Origin of the sequence: Microbacterium sp. SL62 (assembly GCF_026672635.1) — a bacterium.
Lineage (GTDB): Bacteria > Actinomycetota > Actinomycetes > Actinomycetales > Microbacteriaceae > Microbacterium > Microbacterium testaceum_A.
This window is the reverse complement of the sequence record NZ_JAPPRM010000001.1, coordinates 914,396-930,082: the sequence shown is the minus strand read 5'-3', so window position 1 is coordinate 930,082 and position 15,687 is coordinate 914,396. Positions and strand designations below refer to the sequence as shown.

The window sequence follows — 15,687 nt, the reverse complement described above, 5'->3', positions numbered from 1 at the left end:
GGGACAAGGACCGTCATAAGTGGGACGAGGGGGTAGGGCGGTGGGCAGTCGGGAGAGGCGCGGTCACTCGGTGGCGTAGAAGACGTTCTTCGTCTCGGTGAAGTGCTCGGCGGCATCCGGACCCAGTTCGCGACCGAGACCCGAGGCCTTCATGCCGCCGAACGGGGTGGAGTACCGCACCGACGAGTGCGAGTTCACCGACAGCACCCCGCTGCGCACTCCGCGCGAGACCCGGATGCCGCGCCCGAGGTTCTCGGTCCAGATCGAGCCCGCGAGGCCGTAGGCGGTGTCGTTGGCGAGGCGGATGGCATCCGCTTCGTCGTCGAACGGCATGACCGCCAGCACGGGACCGAACACCTCATCGCGGGCGATGCGGTCGCCCGGCTGGGCGAGCACGACGGCGGGGGCGAACCAGAATCCGTCGCCCTCGGGTGCCGACCCGCGGAAGGCCACGTCCGCCCCGTCGAGGAATCCCTGGACGGTGGAGCGGTGGGATGCCGAGATCAGGGGCCCCATCTGGGTGTCCTCGTTCGTCGGGTCGCCGACCTTCCACGCCGCGACCGCCGGTTCGAGCATCTCGAGGAAGCGGTCGAAGACGCGGCGCTCCACGAGGAGGCGGCTGCGCGCGCAGCAGTCCTGACCGGCGTTGTCGAACACCGAGCCGGGGACGCCCGCGGCGGCCTTCTCGAGGTCGGCGTCGGCGAAGACGATGTTGGCGCTCTTACCGCCGAGCTCGAGGGTCACGGGCTTGAGCAGGCGCGCGCACCCGGCCGCCACCTCGGTGCCGACCTCGGTCGACCCGGTGAAGACGACCTTGTGCACATCGGGGTGCGAGACGAAGCGCTGACCCACGACCGATCCCGAGCCGACGACGACGGTGAACAGTCCCTCCGGGAGTCCGGCCTCGAGCGCGAGCTCGCCGAGGCGGATCGCCGTCAGCGGGGTGAGCTCGGCGGGCTTCAGCACGACGGCGTTGCCCGCGGCGAGCGCCGGGGCGAAGCCCCACGCGGCGATCGTCATGGGGAAGTTCCACGGCACGATGATGCCGACGACGCCGTAGGGCTCGTGGTAGGTCACATCCAGCCCGCCCGCGACCGGGATCTGCGACCCGATCAGGCGCTCGGGCGAACCGGCGTAATAGTTGAGCACCTGGGCGACGTGCTGGGCCTCCCACCGGGCGGAGCCGATCGGGTGCCCGGAGTTCTTCACCTCGAGCGCGGCGAGCTCGTCGACGTGCGCCTCGACGACGCGCGCGAACGCGCGGAGCGCGTCGGCGCGGGCGACCGGGGCGAGGGCGGCCCACGCGCGCTGCGCGCGGACGGCGCTCGCTACCGCCGCGTCCACGTGGTCGATCTCGGCGCGCTCGAGGGTCGTGATCGGCGATCCGGTCGAGGGGTCGATGACGGTGAAGGTGCTCATGCGGGAACTCCGTGGTGCTCGGGGGATTCGGGGACGCCGGTCCGGGACGCCCGGTATCGCGCCGCCGCGGCGACGAGTCCGAGGAAGAGCCGCCGGTCCTCGGCGTTCTCTTCCGGATGCCACTGCACGGCGACCAGGTAGTCGTCGCCGTCCATTTCGACGGCCTGCACGAGCCCGTCGTCGGTGCACGCGGTGACGTGGAGGCCGTCGGCGACCCGGTCGACGCCCTGGTGGTGGTAGCTGTGGACGCGGAGCGCCCCGGCGCCGACGAGGCCGGCGAGCCGGGTTCCGGCATCCACCTCGACGACGTTCTCGGCGAAGACGCCGCCGCCGATGCGATAGCGCTCGGTGCCGAGCGCCTCGGGCAGATGCTGGTGCAGCGTGCCGCCCATCGCGACGTTGATCAGCTGCAGGCCGCGACAGATGCCGAAGACCGGGATGCCGCGCTCCCGCGCCCCCGCGAGCAACGCGATCTCCCACGCGTCGCGGTCGGCGCGGGCGGGGTCGGTCAACGGGTGGCGCTCGGCGCCGTAGAGCTCGGGCTGCACGTCGAGGCCGCCGGTGAGGATGAGCCCGTCGATGCCGTCGAGCACCGCGGCCGCGGCCTGCTCGGGCCGCGGCTGCGGGGGCAGCAGCACCGCCGTTGCTCCCGAGGCGGTCACGGCGTCGAAATACTGCTGCGGAAGGAACGAGGCGCGCACGTCCCACACCCCCTGCTTCGCACGCTCGAGATAGGTGGTGAGTCCCACCACGGGGGTCCTGCTCGGATCAGAGGCGCTCGAAACCACGCACCCGCTCCCAATCGGTCACGGCGGCGTCGTAGGCCTCGACCTCGATGCGCGCCTGGTTGAGGTAGTGCTCGACGACCTCGTCGCCGAAGGCGGCGCGAGCGACCGTCGACTCCGAGAAGAGGCGCGCGGCCTCGCGCAGCGTCGTCGGCAGAGTGTCGACCCCGGCCGCGTAGGCGTTGCCGGTGAGGGGCGCCGGCAGCTCGAGCTCGTTCTCGATGCCGTGCAGGCCGCCCGCGATGATGGCCGAGATCGCGAGGTAGGGGTTCACGTCTCCCCCGGGCACGCGGTTCTCGACGCGCAGTGACGAACCGTGACCGACCACGCGCAGCGCGCAGGTGCGGTTGTCGACGCCCCACGCCACCCCCGTCGGGGCGAACGAGCCCTTCGCGTAGCGCTTGTACGAGTTGATCGTGGGGGCGTAGAGCAGCGTGAACTCGCGCAGAGTCGACAGGATGCCGGCGATCCAGTGCCCCATGAGCGGGCTGAACCCGTGCTCGCCGTCACCCGCCATGACCGCCGCGCCGCCGTCGCCGCGAACAGAGAGGTGGATGTGGCAGCTGTTGCCCTCGCGCTCGTTGAACTTCGCCATGAACGTCAGTGACTTGCCGTGCCGGTCGGCGATCTCTTTGGCGCCGTTCTTGTACAGGGTGTGATTGTCCGCGGTCTCGAGAGCCTCGGCGTAGCGGAAGGCGATCTCTTGCTGGCCGAAGTTGCACTCGCCCTTCACGCCCTCGCAGTACATGCCCGCTCCGTCCATGCCGAGACGGATGTCGCGCAGCAGCGGCTCGAGTCGGGTGGTGGCGAGCAGGTTGTAGTCGACGTTGTAGTCGGTCGAGGGGGTCAGGTGCGTGTATCCCTTCGCCCAGGCGTCGCGGAACGAGTCGTCGAAGACGATGAACTCGAGCTCCGTCCCGGCGTAGGCAGTGAGGCCGCGCTCCGCCAGGCGGGCACGCTGGGCGTTCAGGATGCCGCGGGGCGACTGGCTGACGTGCGCGCGGTCCTCCCACGCGAGGTCGGCGAAGACGAGAGCCGTACCGGGCTGCCAGGGGATACGGCGGAGCGTGTCGAGGTCGGGGACGAGCAGCATGTCGCCGTAGCCCTTCTCCCAGCTCGACATGGCGTACCCGTCGACGGTGTTGAGGTCGACGTCGACCGAGAGCAGGTAGTTGCAGGCCTCCGCGCCGTGGCCTCGGACCTCGTCGCGCCAGAATCGCGCGGCCACGCGCTTGCCGACGAGTCGACCCTGGGCGTCGGGGAAGGCCACGACGACGGTGTCGATCTCGCCCGCCTCGATCGCGGCATCCAATTCTTCGCTGCTGAGATTGCCCGCCATGGTCTCCCTCTCGCGGTGTCGACGCCCTCGCGTGCGGAGGACGTAACGAGGAACTTACACGGCAAAGGTAGACAGGTCGACCAATAGAAGGCCATGATTTCCCGCAAGGCGACCCCGAAGCCTGTCCGCATCCGTCTGGAGGTCCCATGTCCACCTCGAGCAACTCCCGTAAAAAGGTCGCCGGAGCCACCTATACGGCCACCGATGCCTCGTACTTCGAGAAACGCACCCTGAAACGCTCCGCCGGCGTCTGGGGCCTGTGGGGCCTCGCCGTCGCCGCGGTCATCTCGGGCGACTTCTCGGGCTGGAACTTCGGCATCGGCTTCGCCGGCTTCGGCGGCATGCTCATCGCCTTCGTCATCCTCGTGGTGATGTACTACGGGCTCACCTTCTCGATCGGCGAGATGGCGGCCGCCATGCCGCACACCGGCGGCGCCTACTCCTTCGCACGATCGGCCATGGGGCCGTGGGGCGGCCTCGCGACCGGCCTCGCCGAGACGATCGAGTACGTCGCCACCACCGCAGTGGTGGTCTACTTCTCGGGCCAGTACGCCGACTCGGCCCTCGAGCTGCTGACGGGGGTGAGCCTGCCCGCTTTCGTCTGGTGGATCATCCTCTACGCGCTGTTCATCGCTCTCAACGCCGCGGGCGCGAACATCTCCTTCGGCTTCGCCATCGTGGTCTCGATCATCTCGATCGGCATCATCGCGGTCTTCGGCGCGATGTCGCTCATGACGGGAGCCTTCGACTGGGGCTCGCTGTGGAACATCGCCCCCACCGACGGCAACACCGAGTTCCTCCCCTTCGGTGTGGGATCGATCCTGCTGGCACTCCCCTTCGCGATGTGGTTCTTCCTCGGCATCGAAGAGCTCCCGCTCGCCGCCGAGGAGTCGCACGATCCCGCCCGCGACATCCCCCGCGCGGGGCTCTGGGCCCGCGGCACGCTCATCGTCACGGGTCTCATCGTGCTGTTCCTCAACACCGGAGTGCTCGGCGCCGACGCCACCGGCAGCTCGCTCGAGCCCCTCCTCGACGGTTTCCGCGCGATGGTCGGCGACCAGGCCGCGGCCCTCCTGTCGCTCCTCGCCCTCGTCGGACTCCTGGCCTCGCTGATGGGCATCATGTTCGCCTACGGCCGCAACATGTACTCGCTCTCGCGCGCCGGGTACTACCCCCGCTGGCTCTCGCTCACCGGCACGCGCAAGACCCCGTGGGTCGCCCTCGTCTTCGGCGCGGTGCTCGGCTTCGTCGCCCTCGTGGTGGTGCAGGCCGCGGGCGGCGACGCGAGCCCGGCCGGAGCGATCGTGCTCAACATCGCCGTGTGGGGCGCGGTACTGGCGTACTTCCTGCAGATGGTGTCGTTCATCGTGCTCCGCCGGAAGTTCCCGAACGCGGTCCGACCGTACAAGAGCCCGTGGGGGCTGTTCGGGGCGTATTCGGCCGCCATCATCGCCGCCGTGGTGTTCTTCGGTCTGCTGCTGAACCCCGCCTACCTGCTCGCGATCGTCGCGATCATCGTGGTTTACGCGGTGATCTTCGTGGCCTTCGCCGTCTACGGTCGTCACCGCCTCGTCCTCTCGCCCGAAGAGGAGTACGCCCTGTCCGGCGGGCTGCACGGCGACCCGCAGCAGGAGGGCTACGACGCCATGGAGGGCGAGGTGTTCGGCACGAAGCCCGGCTCCTGAGTCCGGGAACGACGAGGGGCGGGTGCGACCGGCATCCGCCCCTCGTGATGCTCAGCGCAGGATGAACGACGCCGTCCCCGACGACGGGATGCCGCCGATCGAGACGCTCAGGTGATAGGTCGCTCCCCCGCCGGGGGCGTAGGGCCGCTCCCCGCCGCAGGAGTTCACCGAGGAACGCGTACGGTCCCAGGTGAGCGGCGCGGAGCTCGTGACGACCTGGCCGGCGGCCAGCGTCACCTCCATGTCGCTCGGCTCGGCCTGGCAGTCCGTCGATCGCCACCACACGTCGGAGCCGCTCGTCACGGTGAACGACTGCGCGCTCGTGCCGACGTTCATCGTGCACGGGTTCGCGCTGGTGTTGGTGAGCTTGATCGACAGCTGCGGATTCTCACCCTGCCCGTACTCGCTCTTGTCCGACAGCGCCGCCACGGTGATGTCGGACGCCGTGCACTCGACGGGCCCGGCGGGAGCGGTCGCCGTCGGCGACGCGGACGGCGCGGCGGAGGGGGTCTCGGATGCCGCCGGCGCGGACGCTGACGCAGCGGCGGGCGGAGTGCTCGCAGCGGGAGCGGGGGGCGCCTCGGCGGTGGGGGCAGCACGCCACGGAGGAGCCGCCACGAGCCACACGACGAGGCCGATCACCAGCAGGGCCAGAAGCCCTGCGGCGAGACGACGACGACGGTAGACCGCCGGGGACTGCCTCCGCCTACGGGGGGCATCGGTCATACATCCAGGGTAGGCGGCGCGGCTGTGCGCTCGCGCCACGGCACGCTCAGGAGCGCGGGCTCACAGCTGCTTCAGCATCCGGGTGTTGCCCAGCGTGTTCGGCTTCACGTGCGCGAGATCGAGGAACTCGGCGACGCCCTCATCGGGGCTGCGCACGAGCTGGGAGTACACGTCGGGATCGACGACCTGCTCACCGATCTCGGAGAAGCCCCGGCGCGTGAAGAAGTCCACTTCGAAGGTCAGGCAGAACAGGCGCGAGACCCCGACCTCCCGCGCGCGCTCCTCGAGGGTCTCGACGATGGCCCGTCCGACGCCGTGGTGCAGCCAGTCATCGTGGACGATCAGGGTGCGGATCTCGCCCAGGTCTTCCCACATGACGTGCAGGGCCCCGCACCCGATGACCACGCCATCGGCCTCGGCGACGACGAACTGCTGCACCGATCCGTACAGCACGACCAGGTCTTTGCCGAGCAGGATGCGCTTCTGCACGTACGGCTCGAGCAATTCGTGGATGCGGCGGACGTCGGCGGTTCCGGCGGGGCGGACGACGAACGGCGCGGATGAGGTCATCGTCCCAGCGTACGCCGGAGCCACCGTGAACCTCCGCCGAGATCACTGCCCGTTGCCGAGATCACCCCGCATCACGGCGAATTCCGGGTCCGTTCGGCAACGCCCGGTCATCTCGGCGTCTCGGGCTCCACCCGGACGCACGAAGGGCCCGGATGCCGTGGCATCCGGGCCCTTCGTTCGCTATGCGATCAGTTGCCCGCGAGCGTGTCGGGGGTGGCGGCGATCTCGCCGGCCGTTCCGACACCGATCGCGACCTTCTCGCCACGGGGGCTGGTCTCGAACGAGAACTGGCCGTTCTCGACGCCGACCTTGACGTGGTCGCCCGACTCGAGCTCGCCGTGCAGGATCTTCTCGCTGAGACGGTCCTCGACCTCGCGCTGCATGGCGCGGCGCAGGGGGCGCGCTCCGAGCGTCGGGTCGAACCCGATCTCGATGAGCTTGTCCTTCGCGTCGTCCGACAGTTCGACGGTCATGTCGCGATCCAGCAGGCGGTCGGCCAGACGCTTCACGAACAGGCCGACGATCTGACGGAGCTCGTCCTTGTTCAGCTGCGGGAAGACGATGACGTCGTCGACGCGGTTGAGGAACTCGGGCTTGAAGTGACGCTTCAGCTCTTCGTCGACCTTGCCCTTCATCCGCTCGTACGAGGTCTGGGCGCTGCCCTCGACCTGGAAGCCGACAGGACCACCGGCGATCGCCGACGAACCGAGGTTGGTCGTCATGATGATGACCGTGTTCTTGAAGTCGATGACGCGGCCCTGACCGTCGGTCAGGCGACCCTCTTCGAGGATCTGCAGCAGCGAGTTGAAGATGTCGGGGTGGGCCTTCTCGATCTCGTCGAAGAGCACGACCGAGAACGGCTTGCGGCGCACCTTCTCGGTGAGCTGGCCGCCCTCTTCGAACCCGACGAACCCGGGAGGGGCACCGAACAGACGCGAGACGGTGTGCTTCTCACCGAACTCCGACATGTCGAGCGAGATCAGCGCGCCCTCGTCGTCGAAGAGGAACTCGGCGAGCGCTTTGGCGAGCTCGGTCTTTCCGACGCCCGTGGGGCCGGCGAAGATGAACGAGCCCGAGGGGCGCTTGGGGTCCTTGAGGCCCGCGCGCTGACGACGGATCGTGCGCGAGAGGGCCGCGATCGCCTCTTCTTGGCCGATGACCCGCTGGTGCAGGGCCTTCTCCATGAACATGAGGCGGCTGGACTCCTCCTCGGTGAGCTTGAACACCGGGATGCCGGTCGCCTGGGCGAGCACCTCGGCGATCAGACCCTCGTCGACCACCGCGTGGGAGGCGACGTCGCCCGAGCGCCACTGCTTTTCGAGGCGCAGACGCTCGGCGAGGAGCGACTTCTCTTCGTCGCGCAGGGCGGCGGCCTTCTCGAAGTCCTGCTCTTCGGAGGCCTGCTCCTTCTGCTCGCGGACCTTGGCGATCTTCTCGTCGAACTCGCGCAGCTCCGGCGGCGACGACAGGATCGACAGGCGCAGGCGGGCGCCGGCCTCGTCGATCAGGTCGATGGCCTTGTCGGGCAGGAAGCGGTCGCTGATGTAGCGGTCGGCGAGGTTCGCCGCGGCCACGATCGCACCGTCGGTGATCTGCACCTTGTGGTGAGCCTCGTAGCGGTCGCGCAGGCCCTTCAGGATGTTGATCGCGTGGGGGAGGCTCGGCTCGGCCACCTGGATCGGCTGGAAGCGGCGCTCGAGAGCGGCGTCCTTCTCGAAGTGCTTGCGGTACTCGTCGAGCGTGGTGGCACCGATGGTCTGGAGCTCACCGCGGGCGAGGAGGGGCTTGAGGATCGACGCGGCGTCGATCGCCCCCTCGGCGGCACCCGCACCCACGAGGGTGTGGATCTCGTCGATGAAGACGATGATGTCGCCGCGCGTGCGGATCTCTTTCGTGACCTTCTTCAGACGCTCTTCGAAGTCACCGCGGTAGCGGGATCCGGCGATGAGCGAACCGAGGTCGAGCGAGTAGACCTGCTTGTCCTTCAGCGTCTCGGGCACATCGCCCTTGACGATGGCCTGGGCGAGGCCCTCGACGACAGCGGTCTTGCCGACGCCGGGCTCGCCGATGAGGACGGGGTTGTTCTTCGAGCGGCGCGAGAGGATCTGCATCACGCGCTCGATCTCTTTCTCGCGCCCGATGACGGGGTCGAGCTTGTTGTCTCGCGCGGCCTGCGTGAGGTTGCGCCCGAACTGGTCGAGCACGGCCGATCCACCCTGGGCAGCGCCCTGGGTCTGCTCACCGGCACCCGAGGCGACGCCCGCGGGCTCCTTGCCCTGGTAGCCCGAGAGCAACTGGATGACCTGCTGGCGGACCTTGTTGAGGTCGGCGCCGAGCTTGACGAGCACCTGGGCGGCAACGCCCTCACCCTCGCGGATGAGGCCGAGCAGGATGTGCTCGGTGCCGATGTAGTTGTGGCCGAGCTGCAGCGCCTCGCGCAGAGACAGCTCGAGGACCTTCTTCGCACGCGGCGTGAAGGGGATGTGGCCGGTCGGCTGCTGCTGCCCCTGGCCGATGATGTCCTGCACCTGCTCGCGGACGGCATCGAGCGAGATGCCCAGCGACTCCAGCGCCTTGGCAGCCACGCCCTCACCCTCGTGGATGAGGCCCAGAAGGATGTGCTCGGTGCCGATGTAGTTGTGGTTCAGCATCTTCGCCTCTTCTTGGGCGAGCACCACCACACGACGAGCACGATCGGTGAATCTTTCGAACATCCTCAGTCCCTCCAAAAATGGGCTGACAGGCACGCCTCCGCGCGCCGTACATCGAGAGTAACCAGCGGCCGGATGCCAGAGCCCCGTGTTCGCCGTGGGCATACCGCCTGCGCGCTCGACCTTGCGGAACACATCGATAGTCGTTACCTTATCGACAACCGATAACAACGATCATCGATAAGGAGCGATCATGGCTTCCCCCCGACCTCCCCGCGTCCTCTCCCGCGGCGACACTGCCTCCCTCTGGTTCTTCATCGTCGCCGGCGCCGCCATCGCGATCTGGGCGGTCGTCCGCAGCATCGCGAACATCATCGCCGCCGCGCCGAACCGCGACGTCCGCGTCGCGGTTCCCTTCCTCGATTCACCCGCCGAGGCGCCACTCGGTCCCAACGGTGCACCCGTCGCGATCGAGCTCACCGGAGGCGTGGTGACCGCCCCTTCCCTTCCGCCGGCCTCGCTGTGGTCGCTGTTCATCGCGGAGGGCCTCTTCGCTGCGGTCGTGATCACCGTCGTGACCCTGCTCCTCCTCCTCACCGCCGACATCCTGCGCGGGCGCATCTTCAGCCGTCGCAACACCGCCCTGGTATCGGCCGCAGGAATCGCGGCCCTGGTCGGGATCGCCGGAGTGCCGTTCTTCCAGAACATGGTGGCGAACGGAGCGATCGCCTGGCTGTCCGAGCGCACCTACGACCGCGGAGATGTACAGCTGATCGACCTGCCCTCCCTTGTCGGTGTCGCCTTCGTCGCGGCTCTCGCCGGGACCGCCTTCGCGGTCGGTGACCGCCTGCAGCGCGACACCGAGGGTCTCGTATGACCCCGGCGGCGACGGATGACGGGCCCACCGGCATCCACTGTCGTCTCGACGAGCTTCTGGAAGCGCGCGGCATGACGCTGACCCGCCTCAGCGAACTCGTCGGAGTCTCGGTGGTGAATCTGTCGGTGCTGAAGAACGACCGTGCCCGGGCGATCCGCTATTCGACGCTGTCCGCGATCTGCCGCGTGCTCGAGTGCGAGGTCGGCGAGCTTCTCGTCGCCCAGCGCTGAACACGTTCGCCCCGCCCACGAGCGGGGGCGCGGCCGTCAGCGGGAGCCGAGCACGGGGATGGGGTCGCCGGCGTCGACGTTCCCGCCGGTGAGGACGAGCGACACCGCGCCCGACCCGGCCTCTCGACCGATGTCGGCGAGAGTGACGCGGGGCGCGAGGTCCATCGTGCAGACCTGGTCGGACGGCGGCGTCGCGAACTGGATCTCGATGTTCGGGCCGGCCGCGGTGACCGCCTCGACCGAGGGCACGCAGGTCGAGCTCCCGTACGTGACGATGGCGACCAGGGAGTCGTTCACCCAGCCCGCCGACGGGGCGAATTCCGCGGGGGCGGCGGGAACGGAGCCCAGCCCGGCGAGCATCACCTTGCCCTGGGCGACACCCGTCACCGTGAGGGCGAGGCCCGCACTCGGGTCGACGCCCGCGGGCACGTTCATGAGCGTCGCGCGCGGAGCCAGGTCGCGCGTGCAGTCCTGCCGTGGCGACTCGGCGAGGTCGACCGTCACCGTGGATCCGCTGACGGTCGGCTCGCCGCTCAGCACCGGCGGGCACGAAGAGCTACCGGTGGTGACCAGGGCGATGGCACGGCCACCGCCGACCCACGCGGCGCCGAGCTCGCTCGCGGGCGCGGAGGCGGTGGCATCCGGAGTCGGAGCCATCCCCTCAGGAGCCGGGGCACCGGTGGCGCAGCCGGTGAGGGCTCCAGCGGCGATGAGGGACGCGCCGATCATTCCGATGACGGCGAGACGGTGACGTGACATGCGGACCTCCGGGGGCGAGTTGAGCCCATGATGTCGGAGATACCTGGATGCCGGCGGCGAGGGCCGCGGCGCGTCACTGCAACGCGGAGGTGAGGCGCGCCAGGTTGTCGAGGATCGTCGAGCGCAGGGGCTGCCGACGCCACTCCTCGATCGTGAGCTGGCGGCTCAGGGTGCGGTACGCGCCCTCGACTTCGCGCATGTCGCGGACGAACTCTTCGCCGCGGACCAAGAGCGACACCTCGAGGTTCAGACCGAAGGAGCGCATGTCCATGTTGCTCGAACCGATGACCGCGACCTCGTCGTCGATCGTGACGCTCTTGCTGTGCAGGATGTACGGCTTGCGGTACATCCAGATCGTGACGCCCGCGTGCAGGAGAGCCTCGTAATAGCTCCGCTGCGCGTGGTAGACCATCGCCTGGTCGCCCTCTTCCGAGACGAAGAGCTCGACGTGCACACCACGCTGGCAGGCGGTGGTGATCGCGAGCAGCAGAGCCTCATCGGGCACGAAGTAGGGGCTGACGATGATGATGCGCTCTTTGGCCGCGAAGAGCAGGCCGAGGAAGAGCTTGAGGTTGTTCTGGAAATCGAAGCCGGGGCCGGAGGGCACCACCTGGCAGTCGAGGTCTCCCGGACCCGACGTGACGCTGAACAGATCGATCTCGTCGCGCAGTGTCTCGTCGGTCTCGCTGTACCAGTCCGACAGGAAGACGGCGTTGATGCTCGCGACGACCGGGCCCTCGACGCGCACCATCAGATCGACCCAGTGCAGGCCGCGGCGGATGTTCTTGCGGAGGTTGTACGACGAGTCGGTGACGTTCTGCGATCCCATGTACGCCACGTCGCCGTCGATCACGAGCAGCTTGCGGTGGTTGCGAAGATCGGGTCGCTGGTAACGCCCTCGCAGCGGCTGCACGGGGAGCATGAGGTGCCAGTGCGCCCCCATCGCGTCGAGCCGGCGCAGCGTCTGCTTGTAGAAGGGCTTTCCGCGGTTCGCCCAGTGGTCGAGGAGCACACGGACCACGACGCCGCGCTGCGCGGCCTCTTCGAGGGCGCGGAAGAAGTTGTCCGTCGAGTCGTCGGACTGCAGGATGTAGAACTCGACGTGGATGTAGCGCTGAGCCCGACGGATCGCCTCGGCCATGGCATCCAGGCTCTGCTGGTAATCGGCGATGAGGGTCGCGGCGTTGTCTCCCGCGATCGGCATGGCACCGAGGTTGCGGTTGAGCTGCACGAGGGCGCGGAACCACTGCGGAGCGTTGGGCCGGAGTGTGCCGAACTCGAGCGAGGCGCTCGTGTCGTGGATGTACTCGTTGATCGCGGCCTGCTTGCGCCGGCGCTTGCGGGGCAGGCGCGGATTGCCGATGAGCAGGAACAGGAAGACCCCGACGAAGGGGATGAAGTAGATCGCGAGCAACCACGCCATCGCCGCGGTCGGGCGACGGTTTCGCGGAACGATGATGATCGCGGCGATGCGCACGACCAGGTCGACGATGAAGAGCGTGATGACGAGCCAGCTCGCGTCGAACGTGGCGTTGATCACGGGTCCTCCTGGGCGGGTTGTGGACCCAGCGTAGCGACGGCCTCCGACAGAGGCCGTGCGATCGTCAGTTCGCGGGACCGTCGCCGGTGCGGACGACCGGCGGGAGGCCGCGCTTGGCGCGCTCCTCGGCCTCGATACGGGCGTAGGCCTTGCGCTCGGTCCGGTCCATCCGGATGACGTTGCGGAGGATGAAGAAGAACACCACGGACACCACGAGGGTCGGCAGGATCGCCCACAGCATCGCGGTCCAGGTTTCGTCCATGCTCCGAGAATACCCGCGCTGCCTGGGCGCGCGGTTCGCGCAGGCTCCTCCACGGGCAGTGGATATGGGGATTCATCCACCGTCGAGCTATCCCGCCCGGCGCGAGCCCCGCCCGCCCGGCCACTCTCGAGGCATGACACCCACCGTCGTCTCCGCCACCTCGTCCTCCGCGTTCCTCGCTCTCGTCCCGCACCTGCTCGAATGCACCCCGCGCGAGAGTCTCGTGCTCGTCCCGTTCGCCGAGTCGCGTTCCCTCGGCGCCATGCGCGTCGACCTCCCGGCCGCCGACGACGCCTCCGCGAACGAGAGCGTCGCCTCGACCGTGATCGGTATGGCCTGCAAGGTCGCCCGGACCGATGCCGTGGCGATCGTCGTCTATGCCGACGAGGTCCTCGCCGACCTTCCGGCGGCGCCCCACCGCGCGCTCGTCGATGCGGCGATGGGGCGAGCGGAGATCTGCGGCCTCCGCGTCGTCGACGCCCTCGTCGTCGGTTCGGACGGATGGGACAGCTACGTGTCCCCCTCGTCGTCGATGCCGCACCCGTTGAGCGACATCGCGGCGCACACGCTCGCGGAGCCGACCGGCCCGGTCGTCGACGACCAGTTCGCCGCCGCCGAGCTGCCGCCGCTCGACGCCGCCGTCTCTCGGCGGGTGATGACCGACCTCCGCGCGATCGAGCGTGTGCTCGGAGGCCCGCAGGAACGCCGTAAGCTCCCCCTGCTGAAGCGTGCGGCGACCGGAGATCCGGCCACCGTGGCGCTCGCGGATCCGCCGGTCCTGATCGAGGACGCCCTGGCCACGCCGCCCGAAGAACTCGACCCCGCGCAGCTCGCCGCCCTGGCCTTCTGCCTCTCCCGACCGTCGCTGCGCGATGTCGCGTTGATGCAGTGGGTGGCGGATCTTGCCACGGGTGATGCGGTTCTGCAGGCGCAGACCGCCTTCCACCGCGGCAAGCCGTTCCCCGACGACCTCGCCCGGCCGATGTGGGGAGAAGGCGCCCTGCCCGACCCCGACCGCCTTCGACGAGCGCTCGAACTGTGCCGCCGAGTTGCGTCCGTCCTCCCCCGGGAGCGTCGCTCTGGCCCGCTGTCGGCGTGCGCGTGGCTCGCGTGGGCGACCGGTCGCTCCTCTCACGCCGTCCTGTACGCCGAGACGGCTCTCGAGATCGACCCTGACCACGGGCTCAGCGCCCTCATGCTCGACGTCATCGACGCCGGGCGCCTCCCGGAGTGGGTTTTCGAGCGGTCTACTTCACGAGCGGGAACAGGATCGTCTCGCGAATACCCAGGCCCGTGATGGCCATGAGCAGACGGTCGATTCCCATCCCCATGCCACCGGTGGGCGGCATCCCGTGCTCGAGCGCGCGCAGGAACTCCTCGTCGATCGGCATGGCCTCGACGTCTCCGCGCGCGGCGAGCTTCGCCTGCTCGGTGAAGCGGTGACGCTGGATCACGGGGTCGACCAGCTCGGAGTAGCCCGTGGCGAGCTCGAATCCGCGCACGTAGAGATCCCACTTCTCGACGACGCCCGGGATCGAGCGGTGCTCGCGCACGAGCGGGCTGGTGTCGACGGGGAAGTCCATGACGAAGGTGGGGCGGGTGAGACCGCCCTTCACGAAGTGCTCCCACAGCTCCTCGACCCACTTGCCGTGGGTCTCCTGGGGCGGGGCGTCGACTCCCTCTTCTGCTCCGAGCGCGCGGAGGTCCTCGACCGAGGTGTCGGGGGTGATGGACCGGCCGCAGGCGGCGGACAGAGAGTCGTACATCGAGATGCGGTCCCACTCGCCGCCGAGGTCGTACTCGGTGCCGTCGGCCCACGTGACCGTGGTCGACCCGGCCACCGCGACGGCGGCGTCCTGGATGAGGGTCTGCGTGAGGTCGGCGATGCCGTTGTAGTCGGTGTAGGCCTGGTAGGCCTCGAGCATCGCGAACTCGGGGCTGTGGGTGGTGTCGGCGCCCTCGTTGCGGAAGTTGCGGTTGATCTCGTAGACCCGGTCGATACCACCGACCACGGCGCGCTTCAGGTACAGCTCGGGCGCGATGCGCAGGAAGAGCTCGGTGTCGAAGGCGTTCGAGTGCGTGGTGAAGGGGCGGGCGCTCGCGCCGCCGTGCTGCACCTGCAGCATCGGCGTCTCGACCTCGACGAAGTCGCGCTCGGTGAAGGTGCGGCGCAGGCTCGCGTTGACCTTCGCGCGGGCCAGCACGGTCTCGCGCGCGCGATCGCGCACGATGAGGTCGAGGAAGCGGCTGCGGACGCGGCTCTCTTCGCTGAGCTCGGTGTGGAGGTTGGGGAGGGGCAGGACGGCCTTCGCCGCGATGGTCCACTCGGCGACCATGATCGACAGCTCGCCGCGGCGGCTCGAGATGACCTCACCCGAGACGAAGACGTGGTCGCCCAGGTCGACGAGCTCCTTCCACGCCTGGAGCGACTCCTCTCCGACGCTCGCGAGCGAGACCATGGCCTGGATGCGGCTTCCGTCGCCGGACTGCAGCGACGCGAAGCAGAGCTTGCCGGTGTTGCGGCTGAACACCACGCGCCCGGCGACCCCGGCCGTCTCACCGGTCTCGGCCCCGGCCTGGAGATCACCGAAGCGCGCACGCAGCTCGGGGATCGTCGTCGTGATGGGCACGGCCACCGGGTAGGGACCGCCGGCGGCGTCGGGGCGTTCCGCGAGCAGACGCTCGCGCTTGGCCAGGCGCACCGCCTTCTGTTCGAAGACCTCGTCTTCGGTCGGTTCGGCGGCGTCGTTCGCGGGCGCGTCGGTCATCAGGAAGGCTCCTCGGGGTCTCCCCCAGTCTATTCGTCGTCCTCGGCCGCCCCGGAGTCACCGACCGCCCGAGGGT

At 69.1% G+C, this 15,687-nt stretch carries 14 protein-coding genes; 4 read left to right on the top strand and 10 right to left on the bottom strand.

Annotated elements, in window-relative coordinates:
* Positions 1-63: 63 nt before the first annotated feature.
* The 3 genes from OVA26_RS04335 to OVA26_RS04325 are packed head-to-tail and all read right to left on the bottom strand — an operon-like array spanning position 64 to position 3,543.
* Positions 64-1,419 carry an aldehyde dehydrogenase family protein gene (locus tag OVA26_RS04335; RefSeq protein WP_268103157.1) on the bottom strand — a complete coding sequence of 452 codons (1,356 nt, stop codon included), beginning with the start codon at positions 1,417-1,419 and terminating at the stop codon, positions 64-66.
* On the bottom strand, positions 1,416-2,207 hold the full coding sequence (locus OVA26_RS04330; RefSeq protein WP_268103156.1) for a gamma-glutamyl-gamma-aminobutyrate hydrolase family protein: 792 nt from the start codon (positions 2,205-2,207) through the stop codon (positions 1,416-1,418). Before OVA26_RS04330 ends, OVA26_RS04335 begins: the two co-directional genes overlap by 4 nt.
* Positions 2,188-3,543 (bottom strand): glutamine synthetase family protein, encoded by a 1,356-nt coding sequence (locus tag OVA26_RS04325; protein ID WP_268103155.1) that lies wholly within the window; start codon positions 3,541-3,543, stop codon positions 2,188-2,190. Before OVA26_RS04325 ends, OVA26_RS04330 begins: the two co-directional genes overlap by 20 nt.
* A 146-nt stretch (positions 3,544-3,689) precedes the next feature.
* Between OVA26_RS04325 and OVA26_RS04320 the strand changes: the two genes are divergently transcribed.
* Entirely contained in the window at positions 3,690-5,228 is a 1,539-nt protein-coding gene (locus OVA26_RS04320; protein WP_268103154.1) for an amino acid permease, read from the top strand.
* Positions 5,229-5,279: 51 nt separating this feature from the next.
* Here the strand turns inward: OVA26_RS04320 and OVA26_RS04315 are convergent, their stop codons facing one another.
* From OVA26_RS04315 to OVA26_RS04305, 3 genes are all read right to left on the bottom strand, one after another.
* Positions 5,280-5,954 (bottom strand): hypothetical protein, encoded by a 675-nt coding sequence (locus tag OVA26_RS04315; RefSeq protein ID WP_268103152.1) that lies wholly within the window; start codon positions 5,952-5,954, stop codon positions 5,280-5,282.
* A gap of 60 nt (positions 5,955-6,014) precedes the next feature.
* Positions 6,015-6,524, bottom strand: coding sequence for an amino-acid N-acetyltransferase (locus OVA26_RS04310; RefSeq protein WP_056226007.1), 510 nt, complete (start codon positions 6,522-6,524; stop codon positions 6,015-6,017).
* A 188-nt stretch (positions 6,525-6,712) separates the two neighbouring features.
* Positions 6,713-9,238, bottom strand: coding sequence for an ATP-dependent Clp protease ATP-binding subunit (locus tag OVA26_RS04305; protein WP_074695936.1), 2,526 nt, complete (start codon positions 9,236-9,238; stop codon positions 6,713-6,715).
* A 190-nt stretch (positions 9,239-9,428) separates the two neighbouring features.
* On the opposite strand from OVA26_RS04305, the gene OVA26_RS04300 reads away from it, so the two are divergent.
* Together OVA26_RS04300 and OVA26_RS04295 are read left to right on the top strand one after the other, a co-directional pair.
* On the top strand, positions 9,429-10,052 hold the full coding sequence (locus tag OVA26_RS04300) for a hypothetical protein (protein ID WP_268103150.1): 624 nt from the start codon (positions 9,429-9,431) through the stop codon (positions 10,050-10,052).
* Positions 10,049-10,282: a helix-turn-helix domain-containing protein gene (locus OVA26_RS04295; RefSeq protein ID WP_268103148.1), complete on the top strand. Its 234-nt coding sequence runs from the start codon at positions 10,049-10,051 to the stop codon at positions 10,280-10,282. Before OVA26_RS04300 ends, OVA26_RS04295 begins: the two co-directional genes overlap by 4 nt.
* Positions 10,283-10,318: 36 nt before the next feature.
* Here OVA26_RS04295 and OVA26_RS04290 read toward each other — a convergent pair whose 3' ends face one another.
* From OVA26_RS04290 to OVA26_RS04280, 3 genes are all read right to left on the bottom strand, one after another.
* Complete coding sequence (locus OVA26_RS04290) at positions 10,319-11,041, bottom strand: hypothetical protein (RefSeq protein WP_268103146.1); 723 nt, start codon at positions 11,039-11,041, stop codon at positions 10,319-10,321.
* A gap of 73 nt (positions 11,042-11,114) precedes the next feature.
* The gene (cls, locus tag OVA26_RS04285; RefSeq protein ID WP_268103145.1) at positions 11,115-12,581 is read right to left on the bottom strand and encodes a cardiolipin synthase; all 1,467 of its coding nucleotides are present in this window, start codon (positions 12,579-12,581) and stop codon (positions 11,115-11,117) included.
* Positions 12,582-12,645: 64 nt separating this feature from the next.
* Entirely contained in the window at positions 12,646-12,843 is a 198-nt protein-coding gene (locus OVA26_RS04280; RefSeq protein ID WP_056225986.1) for a hypothetical protein, read from the bottom strand.
* 133 nt (positions 12,844-12,976) lie between these two features.
* Between OVA26_RS04280 and OVA26_RS04275 the strand changes: the two genes are divergently transcribed.
* Complete coding sequence (locus OVA26_RS04275; protein WP_268103144.1) at positions 12,977-14,140, top strand: DUF4192 family protein; 1,164 nt, start codon at positions 12,977-12,979, stop codon at positions 14,138-14,140.
* Here the strand turns inward: OVA26_RS04275 and lysS are convergent.
* Complete coding sequence (gene lysS, locus OVA26_RS04270; protein WP_268103143.1) at positions 14,091-15,611, bottom strand: lysine--tRNA ligase; 1,521 nt, start codon at positions 15,609-15,611, stop codon at positions 14,091-14,093. The two genes, OVA26_RS04275 and lysS, sit on opposite strands and share 50 nt — an antisense overlap.
* Between the last annotated feature and the right edge of the window lie 76 nt (positions 15,612-15,687).

Coding starts and splice junctions, on each gene's coding strand:
- OVA26_RS04335 (WP_268103157.1), bottom strand. CDS start 1,419: ATGAGCACCTTCACCGTCATCGACCCCTCGACCGGATCGCCGATCACG.
- OVA26_RS04325 (WP_268103155.1), bottom strand. CDS start 3,543: ATGGCGGGCAATCTCAGCAGCGAAGAATTGGATGCCGCGATCGAGGCG.
- OVA26_RS04320 (WP_268103154.1), top strand. CDS start 3,690: ATGTCCACCTCGAGCAACTCCCGTAAAAAGGTCGCCGGAGCCACCTAT.
- OVA26_RS04315 (WP_268103152.1), bottom strand. CDS start 5,954: ATGACCGATGCCCCCCGTAGGCGGAGGCAGTCCCCGGCGGTCTACCGT.
- OVA26_RS04310 (WP_056226007.1), bottom strand. CDS start 6,524: ATGACCTCATCCGCGCCGTTCGTCGTCCGCCCCGCCGGAACCGCCGAC.
- OVA26_RS04305 (WP_074695936.1), bottom strand. CDS start 9,238: ATGTTCGAAAGATTCACCGATCGTGCTCGTCGTGTGGTGGTGCTCGCC.
- OVA26_RS04300 (WP_268103150.1), top strand. CDS start 9,429: ATGGCTTCCCCCCGACCTCCCCGCGTCCTCTCCCGCGGCGACACTGCC.
- OVA26_RS04295 (WP_268103148.1), top strand. CDS start 10,049: ATGACCCCGGCGGCGACGGATGACGGGCCCACCGGCATCCACTGTCGT.
- OVA26_RS04290 (WP_268103146.1), bottom strand. CDS start 11,041: ATGTCACGTCACCGTCTCGCCGTCATCGGAATGATCGGCGCGTCCCTC.
- OVA26_RS04280 (WP_056225986.1), bottom strand. CDS start 12,843: ATGGACGAAACCTGGACCGCGATGCTGTGGGCGATCCTGCCGACCCTC.
- OVA26_RS04275 (WP_268103144.1), top strand. CDS start 12,977: ATGACACCCACCGTCGTCTCCGCCACCTCGTCCTCCGCGTTCCTCGCT.
- lysS (WP_268103143.1), bottom strand. CDS start 15,611: ATGACCGACGCGCCCGCGAACGACGCCGCCGAACCGACCGAAGACGAG.